The 20,242-nt window shown below is 60.9% G+C and carries 13 protein-coding genes; 5 read left to right on the top strand and 8 right to left on the bottom strand.

The annotated features are described in order from the left end of the window. Window positions 1-33 precede the first annotated feature (33 nt). From ATY75_RS01325 to ATY75_RS01335, 3 genes are all read left to right on the top strand, one after another. Window positions 34-921, top strand: a complete 888-nt coding sequence (locus ATY75_RS01325) for a proline/glycine betaine ABC transporter permease (RefSeq protein ID WP_064844707.1) — start codon at window positions 34-36, stop codon at window positions 919-921. Further along, window positions 914-1,993, top strand: a complete 1,080-nt coding sequence (locus ATY75_RS01330; protein WP_088936141.1) for a glycine betaine/L-proline ABC transporter ATP-binding protein — start codon at window positions 914-916, stop codon at window positions 1,991-1,993. Before ATY75_RS01325 ends, ATY75_RS01330 begins: the two co-directional genes overlap by 8 nt. 1,292 nt (window positions 1,994-3,285) lie before the next feature. Then, window positions 3,286-4,284, top strand: coding sequence for an AraC family transcriptional regulator (locus ATY75_RS01335; protein ID WP_088936142.1), 999 nt, complete (start codon window positions 3,286-3,288; stop codon window positions 4,282-4,284). A 5-nt stretch (window positions 4,285-4,289) separates the two neighbouring features. Here the strand turns inward: ATY75_RS01335 and ATY75_RS01340 are convergent, their stop codons facing one another. The 7 genes from ATY75_RS01340 to ATY75_RS01370 form a co-directional block, all read right to left on the bottom strand. Continuing rightward, window positions 4,290-4,574 (bottom strand): hypothetical protein, encoded by a 285-nt coding sequence (locus tag ATY75_RS01340; protein ID WP_088936143.1) that lies wholly within the window; start codon window positions 4,572-4,574, stop codon window positions 4,290-4,292. Further along, complete coding sequence (locus ATY75_RS01345) at window positions 4,571-6,868, bottom strand: FdhF/YdeP family oxidoreductase (protein ID WP_088936144.1); 2,298 nt, start codon at window positions 6,866-6,868, stop codon at window positions 4,571-4,573. The genes ATY75_RS01340 and ATY75_RS01345 overlap by 4 nt, the downstream gene beginning before the upstream one ends. Before the next feature lie 86 nt (window positions 6,869-6,954). Then, the gene (locus tag ATY75_RS01350) at window positions 6,955-8,886 is read right to left on the bottom strand and encodes a diguanylate cyclase (RefSeq protein WP_088936145.1); all 1,932 of its coding nucleotides are present in this window, start codon (window positions 8,884-8,886) and stop codon (window positions 6,955-6,957) included. A 306-nt stretch (window positions 8,887-9,192) separates the two neighbouring features. Continuing rightward, window positions 9,193-10,632 (bottom strand): coniferyl aldehyde dehydrogenase, encoded by a 1,440-nt coding sequence (locus ATY75_RS01355; RefSeq protein ID WP_088936146.1) that lies wholly within the window; start codon window positions 10,630-10,632, stop codon window positions 9,193-9,195. A 21-nt stretch (window positions 10,633-10,653) separates the two neighbouring features. Continuing rightward, window positions 10,654-11,760: an NAD(P)-dependent alcohol dehydrogenase gene (locus ATY75_RS01360; protein ID WP_088936147.1), complete on the bottom strand. Its 1,107-nt coding sequence runs from the start codon at window positions 11,758-11,760 to the stop codon at window positions 10,654-10,656. A 54-nt stretch (window positions 11,761-11,814) separates the two neighbouring features. Further along, window positions 11,815-12,639: a p-hydroxycinnamoyl CoA hydratase/lyase gene (locus tag ATY75_RS01365; RefSeq protein WP_064844721.1), complete on the bottom strand. Its 825-nt coding sequence runs from the start codon at window positions 12,637-12,639 to the stop codon at window positions 11,815-11,817. A gap of 45 nt (window positions 12,640-12,684) precedes the next feature. Further along, on the bottom strand, window positions 12,685-14,268 hold the full coding sequence (locus ATY75_RS01370) for an AMP-binding protein (RefSeq protein ID WP_088936148.1): 1,584 nt from the start codon (window positions 14,266-14,268) through the stop codon (window positions 12,685-12,687). A 216-nt stretch (window positions 14,269-14,484) separates the two neighbouring features. Here ATY75_RS01370 and ATY75_RS01375 point away from each other — a divergent pair, with 216 nt between their 5' ends. Then, window positions 14,485-14,970 carry a MarR family transcriptional regulator gene (locus tag ATY75_RS01375; protein WP_088936149.1) on the top strand — a complete coding sequence of 162 codons (486 nt, stop codon included), beginning with the start codon at window positions 14,485-14,487 and terminating at the stop codon, window positions 14,968-14,970. A gap of 121 nt (window positions 14,971-15,091) precedes the next feature. Continuing rightward, window positions 15,092-16,498 (top strand): adenylate/guanylate cyclase domain-containing protein, encoded by a 1,407-nt coding sequence (locus ATY75_RS01380; RefSeq protein ID WP_088936150.1) that lies wholly within the window; start codon window positions 15,092-15,094, stop codon window positions 16,496-16,498. Window positions 16,499-16,722: 224 nt separating this feature from the next. On the opposite strand, the gene ATY75_RS01385 is transcribed toward ATY75_RS01380, so the two are convergent. Further along, window positions 16,723-20,172 (bottom strand): AAA domain-containing protein, encoded by a 3,450-nt coding sequence (locus tag ATY75_RS01385; RefSeq protein ID WP_088936151.1) that lies wholly within the window; start codon window positions 20,170-20,172, stop codon window positions 16,723-16,725. Between the last annotated feature and the right edge of the window lie 70 nt (window positions 20,173-20,242).

Below are 20,242 nucleotides of genomic sequence, written 5' to 3' on the forward strand. Positions count from 1 at the left end.
CTGCCGCGGCTCATTGAAAAAAAGGGGATCCGAATGGAATGGTTTTATAAGTTTCCGCATATGGATGACGACGCGCTTCGCAATCTGAAGAAGGCGATCGACGACGGCTTTCGCGGATTTACCCGCGCCTATGGCGACGGCATCGAAACCCTCTTCGTGCCGCTGCAGCATTTCCTCATCGCCGCCGAGCGTTTCATGACCCAGACGCCATGGCCGATCATCACCCTGATCGTCCTTGCCATCGCCTGGTTTGCCAGCCGCAGCCTGAAGATCGTCATCGGCTGTCTGGTGACGCTGATGCTGATCGGCTATTTCGACATGTGGGACGATACGATGCGGACGGTCTCGATGATCTTCGTCTGCACGATCCTGTCCATCGCCATCGGCATTCCGATGGGAATCCTGATGGCCCGCTCCGACCGGCTGCAGCGCGTCGTTAATCCGATCCTCGACGTCATGCAGACGATGCCGAGCTTCGTCTACCTCATTCCCGTCGTCATGCTGCTCGGCATCGGCAAGGTGCCCGGCCTGATCGCCGTCGTCATCTACGCCATCCCGCCGATGATCCGCCTGACCGATCTCGGCATCCGGCTCGTCGACAAGGACGTGCTCGAAGCAGCCGACGCCTTCGGGACGTCGCGATCGCAGAAGCTGTTCAAGGTGCAACTGCCGCTGGCGCTGCCGACCATCATGGCCGGCATCAACCAGACGATCATGATGGCGCTGGCCATGGTGGTCATCGCCTCGATGATCGGCGTCCAGGGCCTCGGCCAGCCGGTGCTCAAAGCGATCGCCAACCAGTACTTCACGCTGGGTATCTTCAATGGTCTTGCCATCGTCGGCATCGCCATCATCTTCGACCGAGTCAGCCAGGCTTATGGCAAAAGGCTCCAGAAGCATCGGGAGACCGTCCATGGCTGAGCAGCATTTCGGCGGCATCAAGATTCGCCACCTCTACAAGATCTTCGGCCCCAACCCCGCCGCCCATGTCGAGGCGGTTCAGAAAGGACTGTCGAAGACCGAGCTCAACGAAAAGCACGGTCATGTGCTGGGTCTCAGGGACATCAATGTCGAGATCCCCTCCGGCCGCATCCAGGTCGTCATGGGCCTTTCGGGTTCGGGCAAATCGACGCTGATCCGCCACATCAACCGGCTGATCGATCCGACCGCCGGCGAAGTGCTGGTCGACGGCGTCGATGTTGTGAAGATGAACGAGACCGAGTTGCGGGCGTTTCGCCGGCACCAGACGGCGATGGTGTTTCAGAAGTTCGCGCTGCTGCCGCACCGCAATGTGCTCGACAACACCATCTTCGGGCTCGAAGTGCAGGGCATGGAGCGGGCGAAAGCCGTCGACGTCGCCATGCGCTGGCTGGAGCGGGTCGGGCTGAAGGGCTTCGAGCAGCGCTATCCCAACCAGCTTTCCGGCGGCATGCAGCAGCGCGTCGGCCTGGCCAGGGCTCTCTCCAACGATGCGCCGGTGCTTCTCATGGACGAGGCCTATTCGGCGCTCGATCCTCTGATCCGCACGGACATGCAGACGGTGCTTCTCGACATCCAGAAAGAGATCAAGAAAACCATCGTCTTCATCACCCACGATCTCGACGAGGCGCTACGGCTCGGCGACCAGATCGCCATCCTGCGCGACGGCGAAGTCATCCAGCAGGGCACCAGCCAGGACATCGTCCTGCGTCCGGCCGACGAGTACATCGCCAACTTCGTCAAGGAGGTCAATCGCGGCCGGGTCATCCATGTCGAAGCCGTCATGACGCCGCTGCACTCCGGTGCGGCGCCGGTCGGACTGGCGATTGTGGCGGGAACGACCGTCGAAGAGGCCGTCCGCATGCTGTCATCGGCGCCGGACGGCGATGCCAGGGTGGTCTCGCCTGCCGGGGAAACCTTGGGTCTCGTCACCTTCCGCCAGCTCGCAAGTGCGATGGTGAACTCGCAGGAGACGGCTCCCCAGCGCGACAGCGCCCTGTCGGTCGCTCTCTGAAGCTCCTAGAGCATGATGTCGAAAAGTGTGAGCGGTTTTCTCATGACATCATGCTCTAACCCTTTAACTTAAAACAGGATTCAGATTTTAGGCCGACCGGGCCTAAAATCATCCTGCTCTAATGCGGCCGTCTTTCCGTTCCGCTGGCGGCACCGAGCACCCCGGCTGCCGCCGAACCGCGAAGACGCTTGATTTCAGGTGGCTTCGTGAGGCCTGCCCGGTCACAACATTGGCTGGGCAGGAATTGCGCTCGCAGCGTATCGCCATAGAGGTCGGAGACCGCGCCGCCCCCATGCCGAGCGCCCATGCCTTCCATGGAGGGAGACGGGCCGCATTGGCATTGCGTCCCGAGCAAGCTCTTCCTGCTTGCCAAACGAGACATTCAAGATCTCTATCCACTTTGCGCAAGCTGCGGCGAAACCATGCCTCCGGCCAGCGCCTTCCTATACATATTGCGCAAACCCAGTCCAGACTGCGTCGCGAAAAGCTCCGGGGCCGACTTTATCGGAGGCCGGCAATTGCTCGATGGCCACGGAGCAATAAGATGATTCTCGACCAAGGCCATGATGGTTTGCGGTCCTCAAGCCAAGCCCGTTCATCCATCACCCCCAAAAGGATGGAAGGGACCGTACATACGCACCCCATCCCGTGCGTATGCCTGCATGCCTGTCTGCCTGCCGAAGGCTATAAGCGGTCCACTATAAACCTTCGGCAGGCGACTGCGCTGATGCTGGATCCGGATATTCTCCACAGCTTCAGATGATGACGCGTATCTCGGCAGGATCGCCGCGTGAGCCGTTCGTGGCATCACGGATACACCCCATAATTTTGCCCCTCTGCGTAATCGTTTTATCACCGATAGCCGGTGGCGCGAACGCTTGCCTATTGTTGCGAGTTCTGCCAGTTCCTGCCCTCAGGTTGCGAAAACCGATGGGATGGGGACTGTCGATAATGCATTCAATGGGTCGGTTTTTTTGACGCCTGCAACGCCCGAATTCGGCGGCCTTTATCGGCTTGCGCAAAGTGCTGATCCCACTGCCGATACCGCGCGGAGATCGACCTGCTCCGCCGCTGCCTGCTGCGCTCCAGGCCTCGATCGGCTAGGATATAGCCAAGTTTCGCCCATTAATCCTGCCCGCAAGCACTGACTGGCGGGGAGATGATGATCATGACTATCGGCGGGGCCGAAAGAGGTACGCACATCAATCCGGCAGCCCGGAGCGCGCGTCGCGACGGGAGCGAACAATTGAGAAGGGCAGGTCATCGCCGCCACACTGAACAGGGGGAACAGCATGTCCGAAAATAGTCCTCAGCCATTCTCGTTCCGGTTTCGCGGTTCGTCCTTCGACAACATGGTCGAAACGCTCGGGGGCGCCTTCGGCGCATTCGATGCCGAGCCTGTCGGTCGCTCTCAGGACTTCCACTGGGGGCTGGATTTCTCCGCAAGTGACAGCGCTGTCCTGCTCACCGGTTATCACGAGGCGGAGTTTCAGTTCAACATCGAGCCGACCGTCGATACGGCGGAGTATCTGTCGGTTGTCGTGCCGCGCAGCGGCGGCATGGGGGTGACCTATGGATCCCGCATCGCCGAGGCGGGGCAAGGGAAATTGCTTCTCTATAACAATTTCGAGCCAGACAGCGTCATCATGCACGGCCAGTCGAATGTCATCGACGAATTGCTGATCAACTGGTCGGTGATCCTCCAGACGATCGGCCAGACGTTCGAAATACCGTTCAGCGGGTCTCTCGATCTGCTGCCGGAACTGGATCTGTCGACGCCGGTCGGCCGGACGATCGGCAACCTGACGGAGACGATCGCCATCGGCATGCGCGACAACGGCCCCTTGCTGCAGTCGCCGATCGCCATGGCACATATGACCCAGGCGCTGGCCGATCTTGTGGTGCGCATGGTGCCGAACCGGCTGTCGCACTTCCTCGAAAAGGGGCCTGCCCTCATCGCTCCCCGGCATGTCCGCAAGGCGATCGATTTCATGCAGGCCAATATCGATCAGCCGATCACCATGCCGAAGGTGGCCGAAGCGGCCGGCGTCTCCAGCCGGGCGCTCGAAACCGGTTTTCGCGCCTTCAGAGGCACTTCACCCGCCGCCTATCTGCTGACGCTCCGCTTGCGCTCGGCGCGGCAAGACCTTCTCGATCCCGAGAGCAAGGAAACCATGAAAGGCATCTGTCTCAAATGGGGCTTCTTTCATTTCGGACGATTCTCAGCGGTCTACAAATCGACCTATGGAGAATATCCTTCCGACACCAGGAAGCGCGTCTGCCGTATATAGCCGGGTTATCGCGAAGAACACGGCGGCAATGTGAAGTGCACTCTCATCGTCCTCGGATCCCGCTTGACGATCTCAAGCACGCCTTCCCGTTCCGCCAGCGCGTTGAGCTCCCGCAGCACGAGGGAATGCGCGATCCCGAGCGTGCGGGCAAAGGAGCGGCTGTCACGCGCAATGTCGAGTTTGGCGGCAACGAGGAGAGCGGCCTGCATGGCTGTCAGGCTGGCGTCCCCCTCTTGCGCTGCAGCGACAAGGGCGAGAAACCGATCGACCTCGGATGGCTCTTCGCTCACGCGGCGTTTCGCCCGCGCAACGATACCATGATCGATTTCGAGGTGGGCGTATCGCTTTCCTTGCCGGCGCTGCCGAGCGGCACCAGCACGTTTAGCTCCGGATAATAACCGGCGATGCTGCCCCTCGGAATGTCATAGGGCACCAGACGGAAATTCTCCGCGATGCGGTCGATGCCGTCATCATGCTCGCCGACCACGTCGATGCGGTCACCGGCCGCGGCATTCATCGCCTTCAGATCGTCGGGATGAATGAAAATGACCTGCCGCTCTCCGTAGACACCGCGATATCGGTCATCGAGACCGTAGACCGTCGTATTGTATTGATCATGGGACCGGAATGTCTGCAGGGCGAAACGACGTCCCCCGCCCTTTCGCGCCCGCTGATGCACCGTCTCGTCGGGAAGCGCCTCGGACGAAAATGACGCCTTGCCTGTCGGTGTGTCCCACTCCCGATGGCTTGCTGCGTTGCGCAGGTGGAAACCGCGCGGCTTGCGCAGGCGCGCGTTGTAGTTCTCGAAGCCCGGAATGGTCGCCGCGATATGATCGCGGATAAGGTCGTAGTCGTCGGCGAGCGCCGCCCAACCGACCACGGCGGAACCGACCGTCGCTTCCGCAATGCCGGCGATGATGGCGACTTCAGAGAGAAGATGCGGCGAGGCCGGACGATTGATACCGGCGGAGCCATGCACCATGCTCATCGAATCCTCGACGCTGACAAGCTGGGAATTGCCCGCTTCGTTGAGGTCCATTTCGGTGCGTCCGAGGCAGGGCAGGATGAAGGCGGCTTCGCCCGGCATCAGATGCGAATGATTGGGTTTGGTCGCGATGTTGACTGTCAGCTTCAGCTGCCGAAGCGCCTTTTCGACGAGGGCACTATCGGGCGTGGCGCGGGCGAAATTGCCGCCGAGCCCGATGAATGCCTCGGCCGAGCCGTCGAGCATCGCGCCGATCGCGGCCAGAACATTATGGCCATGTTCGCGGGGAACGGCGAAGCGGAAGTGTTTCTCCAGCGCATCGAGGAAATCGTCCTCCGGCTTTTCGTTGATGCCGACGGTACGGTCGCCCTGAACGTTGGAATGGCCGCGCACCGGGCAAAGGCCGGCGCCCGGTTTGCCGATATTGCCGCGCAGGAACATGAAGTTGGCGATCTCGCGAATCGTCGCGACCGAATGCAGATGCTGGGTGACACCCATCGCCCAGGTGCAGATGACGCGCTCGGCGTTAATATAGACATCGGCCGCCCGTTCGATCTCTTCCCGGCTCAGTCCCGACTGGTCCTCGATCTCAGTCCAGCCTGTGGCCTCGACCGCTGCCCGATACGCCTGAAAATCCGCGCAATGTTCGGTCAGAAATGCGTGGTCGAGAACGGCGGGCTGACCGGCGGCGACGGCTCTGTCTTCCCTAGCCAGCACGGCCTTGGCCATTCCGCGCAGCGCGGCCATGTCGCCGCCGAGCTGCGGCTGCAGATAAAGGCTGGCGATCTCGGTCGAACCGCCGCACAGCATCTCGATCTTGTCCTGCGGATCGGAGAAGCGCTCCAGGCCGCGCTCACGGATCGGGTTGAAGACGACGATGCGCGCGCCGCGGATCGCCGCGCGGCGCAGGTCGCCGAGCATTCGCGGATGGTTGGTGCCCGGGTTCTGCCCGATCACGAAGATCGCGTCGGCCTCTTCGAAATCCTCCAGAAGCACCGTGCCCTTGCCGACGCCGACGGCCTGGCGCATGGCGATGCCGCTTGCTTCGTGGCACATGTTGGAGCAATCGGGAAAATTATTGGTGCCGTAGACGCGCACGAACAGCTGGTAGAGGTAGGCGGCTTCGTTGCTGGCCCGGCCCGAGGTGTAGAATTCCGCCCGGTTGGGGGTATCGAGGCCCTTCAGAATGCCGCCGATTTCGGCAAAGGCATCCTCCCACGAAACCGGCAGATAGCGATCGCTCGCCGCATCGTAACGCATCGGATGTGTCAGGCGGCCGTTGAGTTCGAGTTCATAATCCGTCAGCCGGCGAAGCTCCGACACCGTATTCTCGGCGAAGAAGGCGGGCGTTGCCCGCTTCTCCGTCGTCTCCCAGGCAACCGCCTTCACACCGTTCTCGCAGAACTCGAACGACGATCCGTGTTCCGGGTCACCCCAGGCGCAGCCCGGGCAATCGAAACCATCAGGCTGGTTCGCCTTCAGCATGGTGCGCGCGCCCGAGATCGGCATGCCACTTTGCAGCAATTGCTTGCCGCAGCTCTTCAAAGCGCCCCAGCCGCCGGCAGCCGCCGATTTCTTGCCAATGAATTTTGTGTCCATGCGCCCTTATTGTCGAAGCGCGGAAAACATCAAGGCCATAGGCGCGATGGTTTGATAGAAAAAAACTATCGAAGAAAGGCCGCGATTTAACCGGCTTCCTTTGTAGGATGCCGTTCACCATTGGGCGAATGCGCCAGAATGCGATTGCGGCCCTGGGTCTTGGCGTCATAGAGCGCCGCGTCGGCCTCGGTCAGCAGGCGGTTCGGGTTGGTCCGCAGAACGGCGCCGGTTGCACAGGAGATGCCGATGCTCGCCGTCACCCGGGCAAATTCGCTGCCGGAATGCGCGATATTCTCCTTGGCCAGGCGCCGGGCGAATTGTTCGGCGACGATCATCGCGCCTTTGGCGCTGGTATCGGGCAAGAACACCACGAATTCCTCGCCGCCATAACGGGCGACGATATCCGCCGGCCGGCTGACGGATTGGCGCAGACATTTGCTGACGACCCGCAGGCATTGGTCTCCGGCAGGATGACCATAGGTATCATTATAGGCCTTGAAGCGGTCGATATCGACCATCAGCAGGCTGAACGGCGTATTCCTCCTGGCGCTGCCCGCGGTCTCGCGGGCGAAAGCTTCGTCGAAAGCGCGGCGGTTGACCATGCCGGTCAACCCGTCGGTCTCGGCAAGGCTCTTCAACTGCTCGGCCGACAGCCTGAGGGCGATTTCCGCCTGCTTCGTCGCCGTAATGTCGGAAACGACGGCCATCGCCGTGCCGTCCTCGGCAAGCCGTGTCCGGATGCTGCGCCAGTCGCCGTTGTGAAGCTGAACCTCTTCGTCCTTGTTGCTGTGCAGCGAAGCCGTGGCGACCTTGATCCACTCTTCCACATCCCCTTCCGGGATACCGGGCCGCTCGCCGGTTTCGACGACGCGGCGCAGGATGTCGCTGATATGGGCGCCGACCACGCGGGCCTCTCCGGAGAGCGGGAACGCATCGCGATACTGATCGTTGCAGAAGAGGATAAAGCCCTTGCTGTCGTACATGGCGATGCCATCGGACATGCCGGCCATCGCATGCGAGAGCAGGTTCTTGCTTTCGCGCAATTCCCGCTCCAGGGCGGTGCGTTCCGTGACATCGCGCGTTACGCCGGCAAGGCCGATCACCCGCCCCTGCTTGTTCCGCAGCGGAACCTTGGAAGCGAGCAGGAATCTGCCCTCGATATACTCGGTGGAATCGATCAGCGGTACGCCGGTGTCTATCACCTGCTGCTCGAGATAATATAATTCCTCGGCGAGCGGCCGCGACATCAGATTGAAATCCGACAATCCGGTCATCTCCGCCGTCGTCCTGAAACGGAAGAGGCGGGTCATGTTTTCATTGACGGTGATGAACCGGCTGTTTCGGTCCTTCACATAGAGATAATCTGGCGACTGCGAAAACGCGGTCACCAATATGCTACGTTCCAGCTGCCATTGCTGGGTCTTCAGGAGAACGAAACCGCCGAGAACAGTCGCCAGGCAATTCGATGCGGTCAGGGGAAACCCAACGCCGGCGAGCACATGAGCATTCACCAAGGTCGGCAGCAGAGCCATCGACAGGACCAATGCCACGCCAAGGGCGAGGCTCAGCAGCGCAACGTCCATGAGCCCCGGCGATCTCTTGCGGGTCCAGACATGACCGGCAAAACCGATGCCGGTGGCGACGGCCATGGTGATGATCCCGTCGACCATCGCCGTGCCGCCGACGACGAAACGAAAGGCCATCGCCAGAACTGCGGCAAAGGCCGCGGCGATCGGCCCTCCGAACATGCCGGCCAATGCAAGCGGTGAAAAGCGCAGGTCGATATAGATGCCGGGATGAAATTCAACGGCCAGCAATATCGAGCCGATGGAGGCGCCGCCGGCTATGATCCCGAAGGCGATTTTTTCCTGCCGGAAGGACCGGCGCTGAAATTGGATCGAAAAAAGCGCCCAGAGCGAGATTGCCAGGCACACAAAGGAAAGGTTGCCACCGAATTGCGTCCAATTGCCATTCACCGCGCTGGATCCACCTTCCAATACATGTAACGAACTCATCATAGGCGAAACTGGTTTGGGCTTGGTTAAACCGAACGCATGGGGCGGCATGGAGTATCGACCAGGCCAGGCTGACACGCCTGTTATAAGGCATGCTTAACAACCGCCCTCCTCTTCGTCTGGACGTGTTTTGCGACGGCGCAATAATGCGTTATTCGGATATGCCTGCGCAATCAGACTATTATTGCGCGATCAAAAGGCTCGCAGCTGCCGATAGTTGCAGTGCGTTCCGCTGCCGGTCCGCCGAAATTCGCGGACGCTTCGCGTTCGAACAAGGGGCCAGGCGTCGCCCGCCGGGCAGGTTCTCCGTTACTTGCAAATCGCCGCGGCCAGGAAGCCGCGCATCGCCTCGCCGAAGGGCGGCCGCATCATATACTCCGCTTCCACCATCTTGCTCTGGTGGTAGACGGCACGTGGATGCGAGAAGGTCAGGAAGCCGAACTTGCCGTGATAGGCACCCATGCCGGAATGGCCGACGCCGCCGAAGGGCAGGCCTTCCGCCGTGACGTGGCTCATGCAGTCGTTGACCGTCACCCCGCCGGAGGTCGTATTGTCGAGGACGCGGCGCTCCTCGTCACCATCCTGGCTGAAATAATAGAGAGCGAGCGGGCGCGGCTTGGCATTGATGCGGTCGACGACGTCGGCAATATCGCGATAGGCAATGACCGGCAGCACCGGCCCGAAGATTTCCTCCCGCAGCACGCGCATGTCTTCGGTGGGATCGAGGATCAGGGTTGGCGGCATGCGATGGGCCGATTGCTGAGAGAAATTCTCCGCCGCCGGGTTGATCTCGACGACGCGGGCGCCCTTGGCCCTGGCGTCGTCGATCAGGCCCTGGACGCGGGCATGATGGCGGCCATTGACGATCGAGGTGTAATCAGGATTTTCCTTCAATCCCGGATACATCGCGCCGACCGCCGCCACCGCGTACTCGGCAAAGGCCTCGACACTTTCCTCCGGCACATAGACATAGTCCGGCGCCAGGCAGATCTGACCGGCGTTCAGAGTCTTGACGGTCATGACGCGGCGCGCCGCGTCTGCGAGATCGGCCGAGCGGCCGATGACGACGGGCGATTTGCCGCCGAGCTCGAGTGTCAACGGCGTCAGGTTTTCCGCCGCCGCGCGCATGACGTGATGGGCGATCGCGGTGCCGCCGGTAAAGATCAGGTGGTCGAAGGCAAGTGATGTAAAGGCCGTGCCCGTGGCCGGCCCGCCCTGGACGACGGCGATTTCCGTCTCGTCGAAGGCCCCAGCGATCAGTTCCGCCATCAGTGCTGACGAAGCCGGCGTCACCTCCGACGGCTTGATCATGGCGCGGTTGCCGGCAGCCAGAATGCCGGCAAGCGGCGCCAAGGCGAGCTGATAGGGAAAATTCCAGGGGCTGAGAATGCCGACAACGCCCTTCGGCTGATAGACCACCTTGGCGACCGCATCCGGGAATAGCGCCTCGTGCTCTTCGGGCTTCAGCCATTCGGCGAGATGGGCCTTGGCGTATTTGAGTGAACCGACGCAGGTGAAGACGTCGAGCAGCAGGCTTGCCTCGACACTGCGGCTGCCGAAATCTTCCGATAATGCGGCGGCGATCGCATCCTTGCGGTCGACGAGAAGGGCGATGACGCGGTCGATGCGATCGATGCGGGTGTCGATATCAGGTGGCCCTTCCTTCAGGAAGGACGCCCTTTGGCGATCGAGCAGCGCCTTCATGGCATCGGGGCTGGTATCGGTGGCGATTGGGGTGACGGTGTTCATTCTTTCCTCCCTTGAACGATGTCAGACGGCCGGCTGACGCACGACCGGCTTCAGCACGATGCCCTTTTCCGCATCCTCCACAGCCTGGTTGATGTCGGCGAAATCATAGAAGGTGATGAGCCTGTCGAAGGGGAAGCGGCCCTGCCGGTGAAGGTCGATCAGCAGAGGGATCAGCACGTCGGGATTGGAATCGCCCTCGACGATGCCGCGCACCCGGCGTCCGCCGGAGAGGATATGGGTGAGATCGAGCGTCAGCGTCGCGCCGTGCGGCGAGGCGCCGACGATGCCGCAGGTGCCGCGCGGCGCCAGCACCCGCACGCATTGATCGATGACGGCAGGCACGCCGGAAGCATCGATCGCATAATCGACGCCGGCGCCGGTCAGCGCCATGATCGCGGCAACGGCATCGTTCGCCTTGCCGTCGACGATATCGGTCGCGCCGAGTTCGGCGGCAAGCGACAGCCGCGCCTCGTTGACGTCGACGGCGATGATCCTGGAAGCGCCGACGATCCGCGCCGCCATCACGGCGGCAAGACCGACCGAACCCATGCCGAAAACCGCAAGCACTTTTCCGGGTTCGACCTTCAGCGCATTCATCACCGCGCCGGCGCCGGTCTGGATGCCGCACGCGAGCGGCCCGAGCAGCGCCAGATCGGCATCTTCAGGCACTTTGACGATATTGCGCTCATGGCAGAGCGCGTGGCTGGCGAAAGAGGATTGCCCGAAAATATTGCCGTTCACCCGCTCCCTCCTATAGGAGAGCCCGCAGGAACCATCGGCGCGCGAACCGAAGAAATTGCGCGGGAAGAATTCGTGGCAATAGGTCTCTTCGTGCTCGTTGCAGCTCGGGCAATGACCGCAGGAATTGAAGGTCATCACCACGTGATCGCCGGGCGCCACCTTCGCAACGCCCGGCCCGACACGCTCGACGATGCCTGCACCTTCATGACCGAGCACGACCGGCTGCGGCACCGGCAGGTGCTGGTCGCGCATGACGATATCGGTGTGGCAAACCCCGGTAGCGACGACGCGAACCAGGATTTCCCCCTCGCGCGGCTCCTCCAGATCGAGGCTTTCCAGCGAAAACGGCATATGCGGCGCACGCGCCACTGCGGCATGAATCTTCATGGTTTCCTCCTCCCGATGATTGCCCACGAAACGGCCCGGTACGCCTGGCCTCCGTCAGCGGCCGCGCTTATAGGCGCCGAGCCCCGGCTGATAGGTCTTGTCGTCAAGGAACTGCTTCAGCCCCTCGTCGCGCCCCTTGGTTTTGTCGAGAAACAGCATCTGCTCCAGCTTGGCGTAGATGTAGTCGTCGGCGAGATCCCAGGGCAGGTTGCGCACGCGCTTATAAGTGTCCTTGGCCGCCTTCAGCGTCACCGGGTTCTTTTCGAGCAGGCTGGCGCAGATCTTGCGGACCCGGGTTTCAAGCTCGGCGAGTGGCACGGCCTCGTTGACGAGACCCATTTCGGCGGCCTTGCGCCCACCGAACAATTCGCCGGTCATAATGTAATAAAGCGCGTCGCGATGGCGCATCACCTCGGCAACCGCGCGGGTGACGTTGCCGCCCGGCAGGATGCCCCAATTGATTTCGGAAAGGCCGAAATTCGCCTCCTCGGCGGCGATGGCGAGATCGCAGGAAACCAGCGGTGTGAAGGCGCCGCCGAAGCACCAGCCGTTGACCATGGCGATCGTCGGCTTTTCGAAATACATCAGCCGGCCCCACCAGCCGCCGGATTGGCGCCGCGCCTTCAGCGTCGCGTCGCGCGGTTTGTCGTCATTGTCGCGGAAATATTCCTTCAGATCCATGCCGGCCGACCAGGACTCGCCGGCGCCGCGCAGGACGAGGACCCCGCAGCGCTCGTCGCCCTCGAGTTCATCGAGCACGTCCATCATCCGGGCGTTCAGAGCTGGGTTCATCGCATTACGCTTTTCAGGACGGTTGAGTGTCACGAAAGCAATGCCATTGTCGAATTCGACCAGAACCGGCGATTTCATATCAGTCATGGGTCTACTCCATTGGTTTCGGCATTGAATGCCGGGGCCGCGTCATCAGGCCTGTCGTTGAAGGGTTTCGTCGGAATGCAGCTGGCGCAGAACATGCTTCTGCACCTTGCCGGAGGCGGTGCGGGGAATGGTTTCGACGAAGAGGATACGCGCCGGGCGCTTGAAGGCGGCGAGCCTTGCGGCGCAATGGCCGGCGATCGCCTCACCCGTCAGCGCAGCACCGGGCCGCCGCACGATATAGGCAATGCCGCATTCGCCCCATTTGATGTCGGGAATGCCGACGACCGCCACGTCGAGAATATCGGGATGGCCTGCGAGCGCGGCTTCGACCTCGGCCGGGTAAACATTCTCGCCACCGCTGATATACATGTCCTTCAGCCGGTCGACGATGCGATAGAAGCCGTTTACCTCGCGCTGGCCGAGGTCGCCGGTTCGGTACCAGCCGTCGGTGAAGGCGGCAGCGGTTTCCTCGGGCTTGTTCCAGTAGCCCGGCGTCACTGCTGGCCCGCGCAGCCAGAGTTCACCGATCTCGCCTTCCCCGACGTCGTGGCCATCCTCGCCGACGATGCGAATGTCGAGCAGCGGCGCCGGCAGACCGACGCTGCCGGGATTGTCCTGCACTGCGCGCCGGTCGATCGGCACGTGCAGCACCGTTCCCGCCTCGCTCATGCCGTAGCCGTTGACCAGCGCCACGCCGTCGCCGAGATAGCTCTCGATCAAGGCCTGCGTCAGCGGCGCGCCGCCGACAAAGAGCGCATGCAGGCCGGAAAGAGCCGCAGCGCTAAAGGCGGGATCGCCACGCAAGGCGAGCGCGATCTGCGGCACGGCGAAATAATGGGTGATGGCGCATTTGAGGTCGGCAAGGGCTGCAAGCGTTCGCGCCGGCGTGAACCGGTCCGAGATGACGAGCGTACCGCCCAGCATCAATGTGGTGCGCGCCACGGCGATCAGGCCGATCGTATGGAAGAACGGCAGGTCGCAGAGCGCGACGGATGCCGGCCCGATTTCGCCAACGAAGGAAAAATTGATAGCGGCAAAGAAGGCGTTGCGGCGGGTGATGACGACGCCCTTCGGCTGTCCCGTCGTGCCTGACGTATAGAGTAGCACGCAAGGCTGATCCGCATCGACGGGCACGGGCTTCACCGCGTGGCTCGCCTCGATCCGGGCGGCAAGCCCGCCCTGATCACTTGCCGTCGAGATCACCATCATCTCGGGATCGACGTCGGCAAGGCTCGTCACTGCCGCCGAAAACTCTTCGTCGTGGACCAGGAGCGCCGGTGCGCAATCGGCAAGAATCGGCCGAAGCTCGGCGGCGTTGAGGCGCCAGTTGAGCGGCACGTAGATGGCGCCGGCGCGCTGGCAGGCAAAGGCAAGCACGATCGAGTCGATCGAGTTGCGCGCCAGCATGGCGACACGCGCTGCGTCCCGCCCTACCCCGAGCATCGCGCTCAAAAGGCCGGCGCAACGCGCGATCCGCGCATCGAGTTCGGCATAGGTCAGCCGCCGGCCGGTGGCGATCTCGAACAGAGCCTGACGGTCCGGTGCGACGCGGGCGCGGTAGAGGATCGGATCATCCTTCACCAGCCCGCAATCCGCCAACGAAGCCATTCCGGCAAAGGAATGCGCCATTTTCTCCTCCCATGCCCGCCGCTCCTCCGCCGCAGGCATCAAATTTGTATGCAACACATACTAATATCATTTTCCGATGAGATGCAAGAGGCTGTTTTCGACAAATCCGGGTGCTCGAAGGCGGCGCGGGAAATTTCCCGGCTGCCGCAAGCACGGAGATATTGACTAACCCGCTGATTTTGATGGTTATGGCGCCTGAACGAAGCGAGACGAATGATGGCCGCAAAACCACCACAGAACGAAATTGAGGCAGAGGCGGCTTCCGCAACGCCGCCGCTCGACGTCGGCCGGCTCGGCGATCTCCTAGGTTTTCACCTGCGCATGGCACATGTGGCGATCTATCGCGACTTCGCCGAAACCATGGAGGAGCTTGGGCTGACGCAGAAGCAGCTTGCGGTGATGGAACTTATCGCCGGCAATCCGGGCGCATCGCAGATCGATCTTGCCAATACGCTCGGCACCGACCGCGCAACGATGATGGCCCTCGTCAACCGGCTGGCGGCCCGCGATTTCATCGAGCGCCGCCCTTCCGCGGCCGACCGCCGGCGCCAGGAACTGCATCTGACGAAGACCGGACGTGCGATGCTGGCGCGGGCGCGCAAGCTGATCGACACGCATGAACAGCGTTTCATCGACCTGTTTTCGGCTGATGAAATGGATGGGCTGCTGGTGGCGCTGAAGCGGATTTACAAGGGCGGTTGAACCCACTTTCACTTCGGAAAAAACAGCGTCCAAGCCTGTAGATTTCTATTGGGAAACTCCCGTGTTATGATCCCGGCCCAGGCGTCGTCCGCCGTGGGTTCTGCACACGGAGACTTGTCTCATGAGCGAAATGGACGTGCTTTTTGCCACCCTGCGACAGGCGGCTGACCCGCAGACGGTCGAGTGTATCGAAAACGTGGTCATGCATGGCGCCGACCGCGATCTCAATCGCATCAATGCGCTCGCCTTCGCCGGCAAACATCATCTCGATGAAGAGAAAACCATCGCAGCGTTTCTGCATGCAGCCCGCATCGGCGCCTTCGAGATGACCTGGAACGTGCTATGCCCGGGATGCGGCGGCGTCCTCGATAGCGGTGCAACCCTCAAAGGCGTCGTCCAGGACACCTATCATTGCGCGCTCTGCGCGGCCGGATACGAGCCGACCCTCGACGAGATGGTCGAGGTCACATTCACGGTCAGCCCGCGCGTGCGCAGGATTGCCGCCCACGACCCGGATCGCTTGCCGCCGCTCGAATATTACCGCCAGATCTTCTTCAGCTCCGGTGTCGATCTGCCGGAGGACCTGGAAGCAAAATTCGATCGCATCCTGCTGGAGATGATCGAGCTGGCTCCGGGCGAGAAGGCTTTCGTCTCCTTAAAACTGCCGGCGCAATTCGTCATCATCTTCGATGCGGTCACACACTCGGCGCAATTCATCGACGTGCAGGGCGAACCCACAGACGAACGCCAGAACCTGTCGATGGTCATCAGCCGGGGGCATGCGCTGAATGAAACCGTGACGCTGCGCCCCGGCCTGCTGCGGCTCACCCTCGAGAACCACACGGATCGCCGGGTGGTGCCGAATGTCTGCATTGCCGGCGATGAGCTGCACGATCTGCTGGGCCGCCGGCGAGCCTTTCTGACGGCCAAGCGCCTGCTGACCAACCAGAGCTTCCGCGACATCTATCGGACCGACACGCTCGACGTCGACCAGCGCCTCAAGATCACCAGCCTGACCTTTTTGTTCACTGACCTCAGGGGCTCGACCGCGCTTTACGAGCGCGTCGGAGATCTTGCCGCTTTCGATCTGGTGCGGGCCCATTTCAGGGTTCTGCACGAGATCGTCGCCACGGAGGCAGGCGCCGTCGTCAAGACCATCGGCGATGCCGTGATGGCGACCTTTCCGAGCCCGGACCGCGCCGTGGCGGCAGCCCTCAGGATGCGCGAGGCGATGCTTCGGCTCAATACCGAACACGGTAGCGATGACCTTCTGCTGAAGATCGGCATTCATGAGGGACCATGCCTGGCGGTCAACCTGAACGACCGGCAGGATTATTTCGGCCAGACCGTCAACATCGCCTCCCGCGTCCAGGGCCTCGCCGATCCCAATGTGATCATGACGACGGAGGCAATCGTCGGGGATGCCCATGTCTCGGAGATCCTGCGCGACAGCGGCATCAGCTCCGCCTCGCGGATGGCGGAACTTCAGGGTATCGGGAGGGAAGTCAGAATCTTCGCCCTGTCGTGAGGTTGTTCTGCTCTCGAGGTCAAGTGAACTTCAGCAGTTTCTGCTAACGACCGGAAGCGATCATCAAATATCAGTTAGTTGAACGTCTGCATTGCGGTTCCACATTTGTCATAGAGGTCGTTATTGCGCGCCTGAAAGCAGACATCATCTTCGCGGCGGCGCCAGCTGCTCTGTACGCCAAAAGGAGACATGCAGTGGCCGGATCAACTGTGTCATTCCATCATTTAGCTGGTTCGCCGTTTCAGATCTTCTTTTGTAACGCGGATTTCTGCCTCTACATCCTTGCCACGATAAATGTAAGATGACTCATGGCGTGCATATTGCCCTTCTCGGTCGGCACTTAGCCAGTTGAACGACCCCACACAGAGAAGGTCATCATCCACGGCGACAATTTTGCTATGAAGCTTCTCAAGACGGTGCAGCGTGACACCAATCTGTTTCAACGCCCGAGCAGCTTCATCCATTTGATTGGTGCCGCTCGATGTCAGGTTCGCGTTCAACAACGGGTCGGCGTAGATGTCGATTTTAGCACTCCGGGCAGTAGCCAGCTCCAAGGCCTTCAATATACCTGTGCGCTTCATCGTGCGCAGTTTGATCCAAGGGCTGACGATCAGGTAGCGCCGCGCATCGGCAGACAAGACATTCAATAGAAACGCGTCGTGTTCTGCAGCGTCTCGCAGGATTTGCAACTGTCCTTGGCTCTCCTGCAGATCGGCGCGTGGCGTCGGCTGGAAACCTAGCTCCAGGCCGGGTTGGTCGAGGAAGCTCGACAACAACGCACGCGGCGAACCAGGTATCGCATTCGCAAGCACATCCATGTCTCCGAACAGCAGAAAGCTGTCTTTGGCGCGCGACACGGTTACGTTCAACATGCTGGGAGAGCCGTCGATGAAACCGCCGTCGGCATGCTTGGAATAGACCGGAGAGAAAATCACCACTGGACGCTCAGCCCCTTGCAGTGCGTGGATAGTTCCGATTGTCATGCCTGTTCGCCCCGAGACAGTGATCTTGTGCGCGGAGCAAGCTCTCTGCATCTCACGGACCTGCGCGCCAAAAGGGGTAACAATGCCAACGATTTGCTCTATCGGCCGATTGTATCGCGCCTCCAAAGACCTGCGGTTTTCAGCAATCCAAGCCACGATTGTTTGAGCTTCAGTGGGGTTTGATCGGCTATTGCCCGCGCGGACCGCCTTTCCGTCGACATGAATGTATCCCATCGCCGGCAAAAGCGCATCGCTTGGCGCAGGCCCACGACGGGGGCGAAGCTTGCCCTTGTAACAAAGAGCATTGCTGTACTCTATTATCTCATCATGGCAACGGCGGTGCTCAAACAACCACAGGCCCGGCTCCAGGTCTGTCCAAGGCGAAACCTGACAGGCCCGTTGAGCCAGCCGCATCGCACTGCCTGACGTGCTGCAAAGACCCGTGGCGTCAAGGTTTTGAATGTCTGCATCCGCCTCGAGCAAACCGGCCTCGCGTAAATTCCCAACGTCGACGGCGCGGGGCACGGCTGAGATCGGCTCTATCTGCTTGGTGTCGCCGATGACCAGGGCGCGTTTTGCCAAAGCGAAGGCAGCACCTGCAACCTCGGGCAAGGCTTGACCCGCCTCGTCGATGATCAGCAGATCGATGAAGTCGTAAAGATACTCATTGGCCCACTCGCCTCCGTCTCGGCGGCTGTAAGAGAGCTTTGAAGGCAGGCTAGCGAAAGTCGACACTGCACATGGTGTCAGCATCATGCGCCGATGCCAGCGCGGAACCAGCGTCGATCGACCTCGTTTGGCGGCAGAGGCGACAATTCCTGCCAGATCGGCCTCCATCGCCATGAGCCAGCGGCCTTCCCAATAATGTGTGGCCAATCGGAAAAGCTCGAAACGTTGGCATAGATCGATGCGATCTTCCAACCTATCCTCCAGCCCATCCCCTCCGTGGAGTGAAATCAGTGCCCGTTTTCGAGCAGATTGGGCCGCCCCGATTTCGGCCATCAACTTCCTGATGCCGCTTAATGCCTCCTTTGCCGAAGCGTACTCGGTTTCAGCCTTTAGAACCGTCTGAGCTAGGTGTTGATCGATCTCAGAGATACGCTGCAGGCCATCGAACCCGGAAAGTCCCCCCAGCGTTACGCGCGCCCTGAGAATGCGCTTGCGTTCAATGACGGGGATAAAACTGAACAACGCCAAGAGGCTGGATTCTTGGGCCTGTTGGCGATCGAACGCCGCACGGTGGCGTTGCATGCTTTCCACCACAAGGCCGCGCTCGCTGACACTTGTCTGAGCACGTGCTTCAGCCGCTCCCGGGTCGCCTCCAAGCGCCTGCGCTTTGCCCATCGCGACAGATAGTTGTTCGAGGCTGCGGTCAGCCTCTTCAAGTTTTGCCACCTGACAGGCAATAGCTCCCTGAATTGCCGAGACATATTCGGCTACGTCCCCCTGACTGTCAGGAAATGCGGCTCGGGCAGAGGTTAGCCATGCATTTTTGGCTGCCAGAAAACCGTCGACAGTTTCCATCCGGGTTTGGAAGTCCTCGGTTTGATACTTTTCTGCTGCTTCTTGCCGTCGAGAATTTGCAGGCAGAAATATGCCAAAGCTATCGATACCCGGTAGCCAACGCCCAGCGAGCGCCCCGTCGCCCTTGGCGAAATCCTTGCCAAAAGCGTCAATAATGTTCGTAACAGCTTGATTGTTCGATGATGTCGCCACTATCACAGGCGGCTCCCCGCCATTCAGCGCTGCGCGAACCCAAAGTCCTGCCACAGCAGACAGAAGGAGGGTCGTCTTACCCGTCCCCGGCGGACCGTTGACGGCGATGACATCGCCCGAAACTGCAGCGTCCAGCCAGGCCAGAACCTGCCGCTGCTGCTCAGCCAAGGGGAAGTGGGGATTGGAATGGCCTAGACGGCGGGCAAGTGCGGTCTCGACTGTCGTGTCGGTGACCAATCGCTCGACTGGTGAGACGATTTTGTCGAGAAGCGGCGCCTTCGGACGATCGGCTAGGATTTTATCGTATAGATCCAAGATGTTGCGCACTGTTGCCGAGGCGTCTTCTGCCGGCTCTAAAAGACCAAAGCCGGCGGGAATGTAATGTTGATCTCCGGCGGGCCAGCCTTTCGCTACGGCATCCACCATTTTGCGGCAATGCGCGAGGTAGGTTGCCCAATCCAAACGGTCGCCCGGCTGCAATGGTTCCGCAGTCAGAAAGCTGTCCAGAGCTTCTACAGCGCCGATGGTGAATTCGTCGGAAGGTAACGGCGTCAGCAAGTCTCGGGCAATTGTGTTGCGTTGCGGCGAGATCGTTCCCTGGAAGTCGACCAGCGCTTCGGTAACGACGGGTGCGACCAGTTCGGGAAGCCCATCTCCGCTCGCCGCACCATGTGATAACCGCCTTGCCACCACCAGAGGCCAAAACCGAACACCGACAACCTTCGTCTTTGGCTGGTCTTTGAACAGTTGGCTGACTGAGTTTTTCGGTAGCAGGCCATTCCGAAGGGTCTCGGCAGAGAGTTCGATAAACCGTTGGCGATCCCGCTGGCTAAACTTGCCCTCTCCCAAAGCTCCATCAGCCAAGGAAGTGCGCCAATAGCGCAGGACGGCGTCGACGTTTCGATTCACAAGCCTGGCCTTTGATGAGGGGACGATTGAAATTGAACGATCCAACTCCTGATCGTCTACCCACATACCGGCAAGCTGTCTATGCCCTCCAGACGGGTGCAGATGGCTTACCTAACATCAGAGATTGACAGCTTTC

Source organism: Rhizobium sp. N122, from assembly GCF_002211295.1.
In the GTDB taxonomy this organism is placed as follows: domain Bacteria; phylum Pseudomonadota; class Alphaproteobacteria; order Rhizobiales; family Rhizobiaceae; genus Rhizobium.

What these genes read in the sequence shown, in the direction of transcription:
- ATY75_RS01325 (WP_064844707.1), top strand. Translation starts at nt 34, where the DNA reads ATGGAATGGTTTTATAAGTTTCCGCATATGGATGACGACGCGCTTCGC.
- ATY75_RS01330 (WP_088936141.1), top strand. Translation starts at nt 914, where the DNA reads ATGGCTGAGCAGCATTTCGGCGGCATCAAGATTCGCCACCTCTACAAG.
- ATY75_RS01335 (WP_088936142.1), top strand. Translation starts at nt 3,286, where the DNA reads ATGTCCGAAAATAGTCCTCAGCCATTCTCGTTCCGGTTTCGCGGTTCG.
- ATY75_RS01345 (WP_088936144.1), bottom strand. Translation starts at nt 6,868, where the DNA reads ATGGACACAAAATTCATTGGCAAGAAATCGGCGGCTGCCGGCGGCTGG.
- ATY75_RS01350 (WP_088936145.1), bottom strand. Translation starts at nt 8,886, where the DNA reads ATGATGAGTTCGTTACATGTATTGGAAGGTGGATCCAGCGCGGTGAAT.
- ATY75_RS01355 (WP_088936146.1), bottom strand. Translation starts at nt 10,632, where the DNA reads ATGAACACCGTCACCCCAATCGCCACCGATACCAGCCCCGATGCCATG.
- ATY75_RS01360 (WP_088936147.1), bottom strand. Translation starts at nt 11,760, where the DNA reads ATGAAGATTCATGCCGCAGTGGCGCGTGCGCCGCATATGCCGTTTTCG.
- ATY75_RS01365 (WP_064844721.1), bottom strand. Translation starts at nt 12,639, where the DNA reads ATGACTGATATGAAATCGCCGGTTCTGGTCGAATTCGACAATGGCATT.
- ATY75_RS01370 (WP_088936148.1), bottom strand. Translation starts at nt 14,268, where the DNA reads ATGGCGCATTCCTTTGCCGGAATGGCTTCGTTGGCGGATTGCGGGCTG.
- ATY75_RS01375 (WP_088936149.1), top strand. Translation starts at nt 14,485, where the DNA reads ATGGCCGCAAAACCACCACAGAACGAAATTGAGGCAGAGGCGGCTTCC.
- ATY75_RS01380 (WP_088936150.1), top strand. Translation starts at nt 15,092, where the DNA reads ATGAGCGAAATGGACGTGCTTTTTGCCACCCTGCGACAGGCGGCTGAC.
- ATY75_RS01385 (WP_088936151.1), bottom strand. Translation starts at nt 20,172, where the DNA reads ATGTGGGTAGACGATCAGGAGTTGGATCGTTCAATTTCAATCGTCCCC.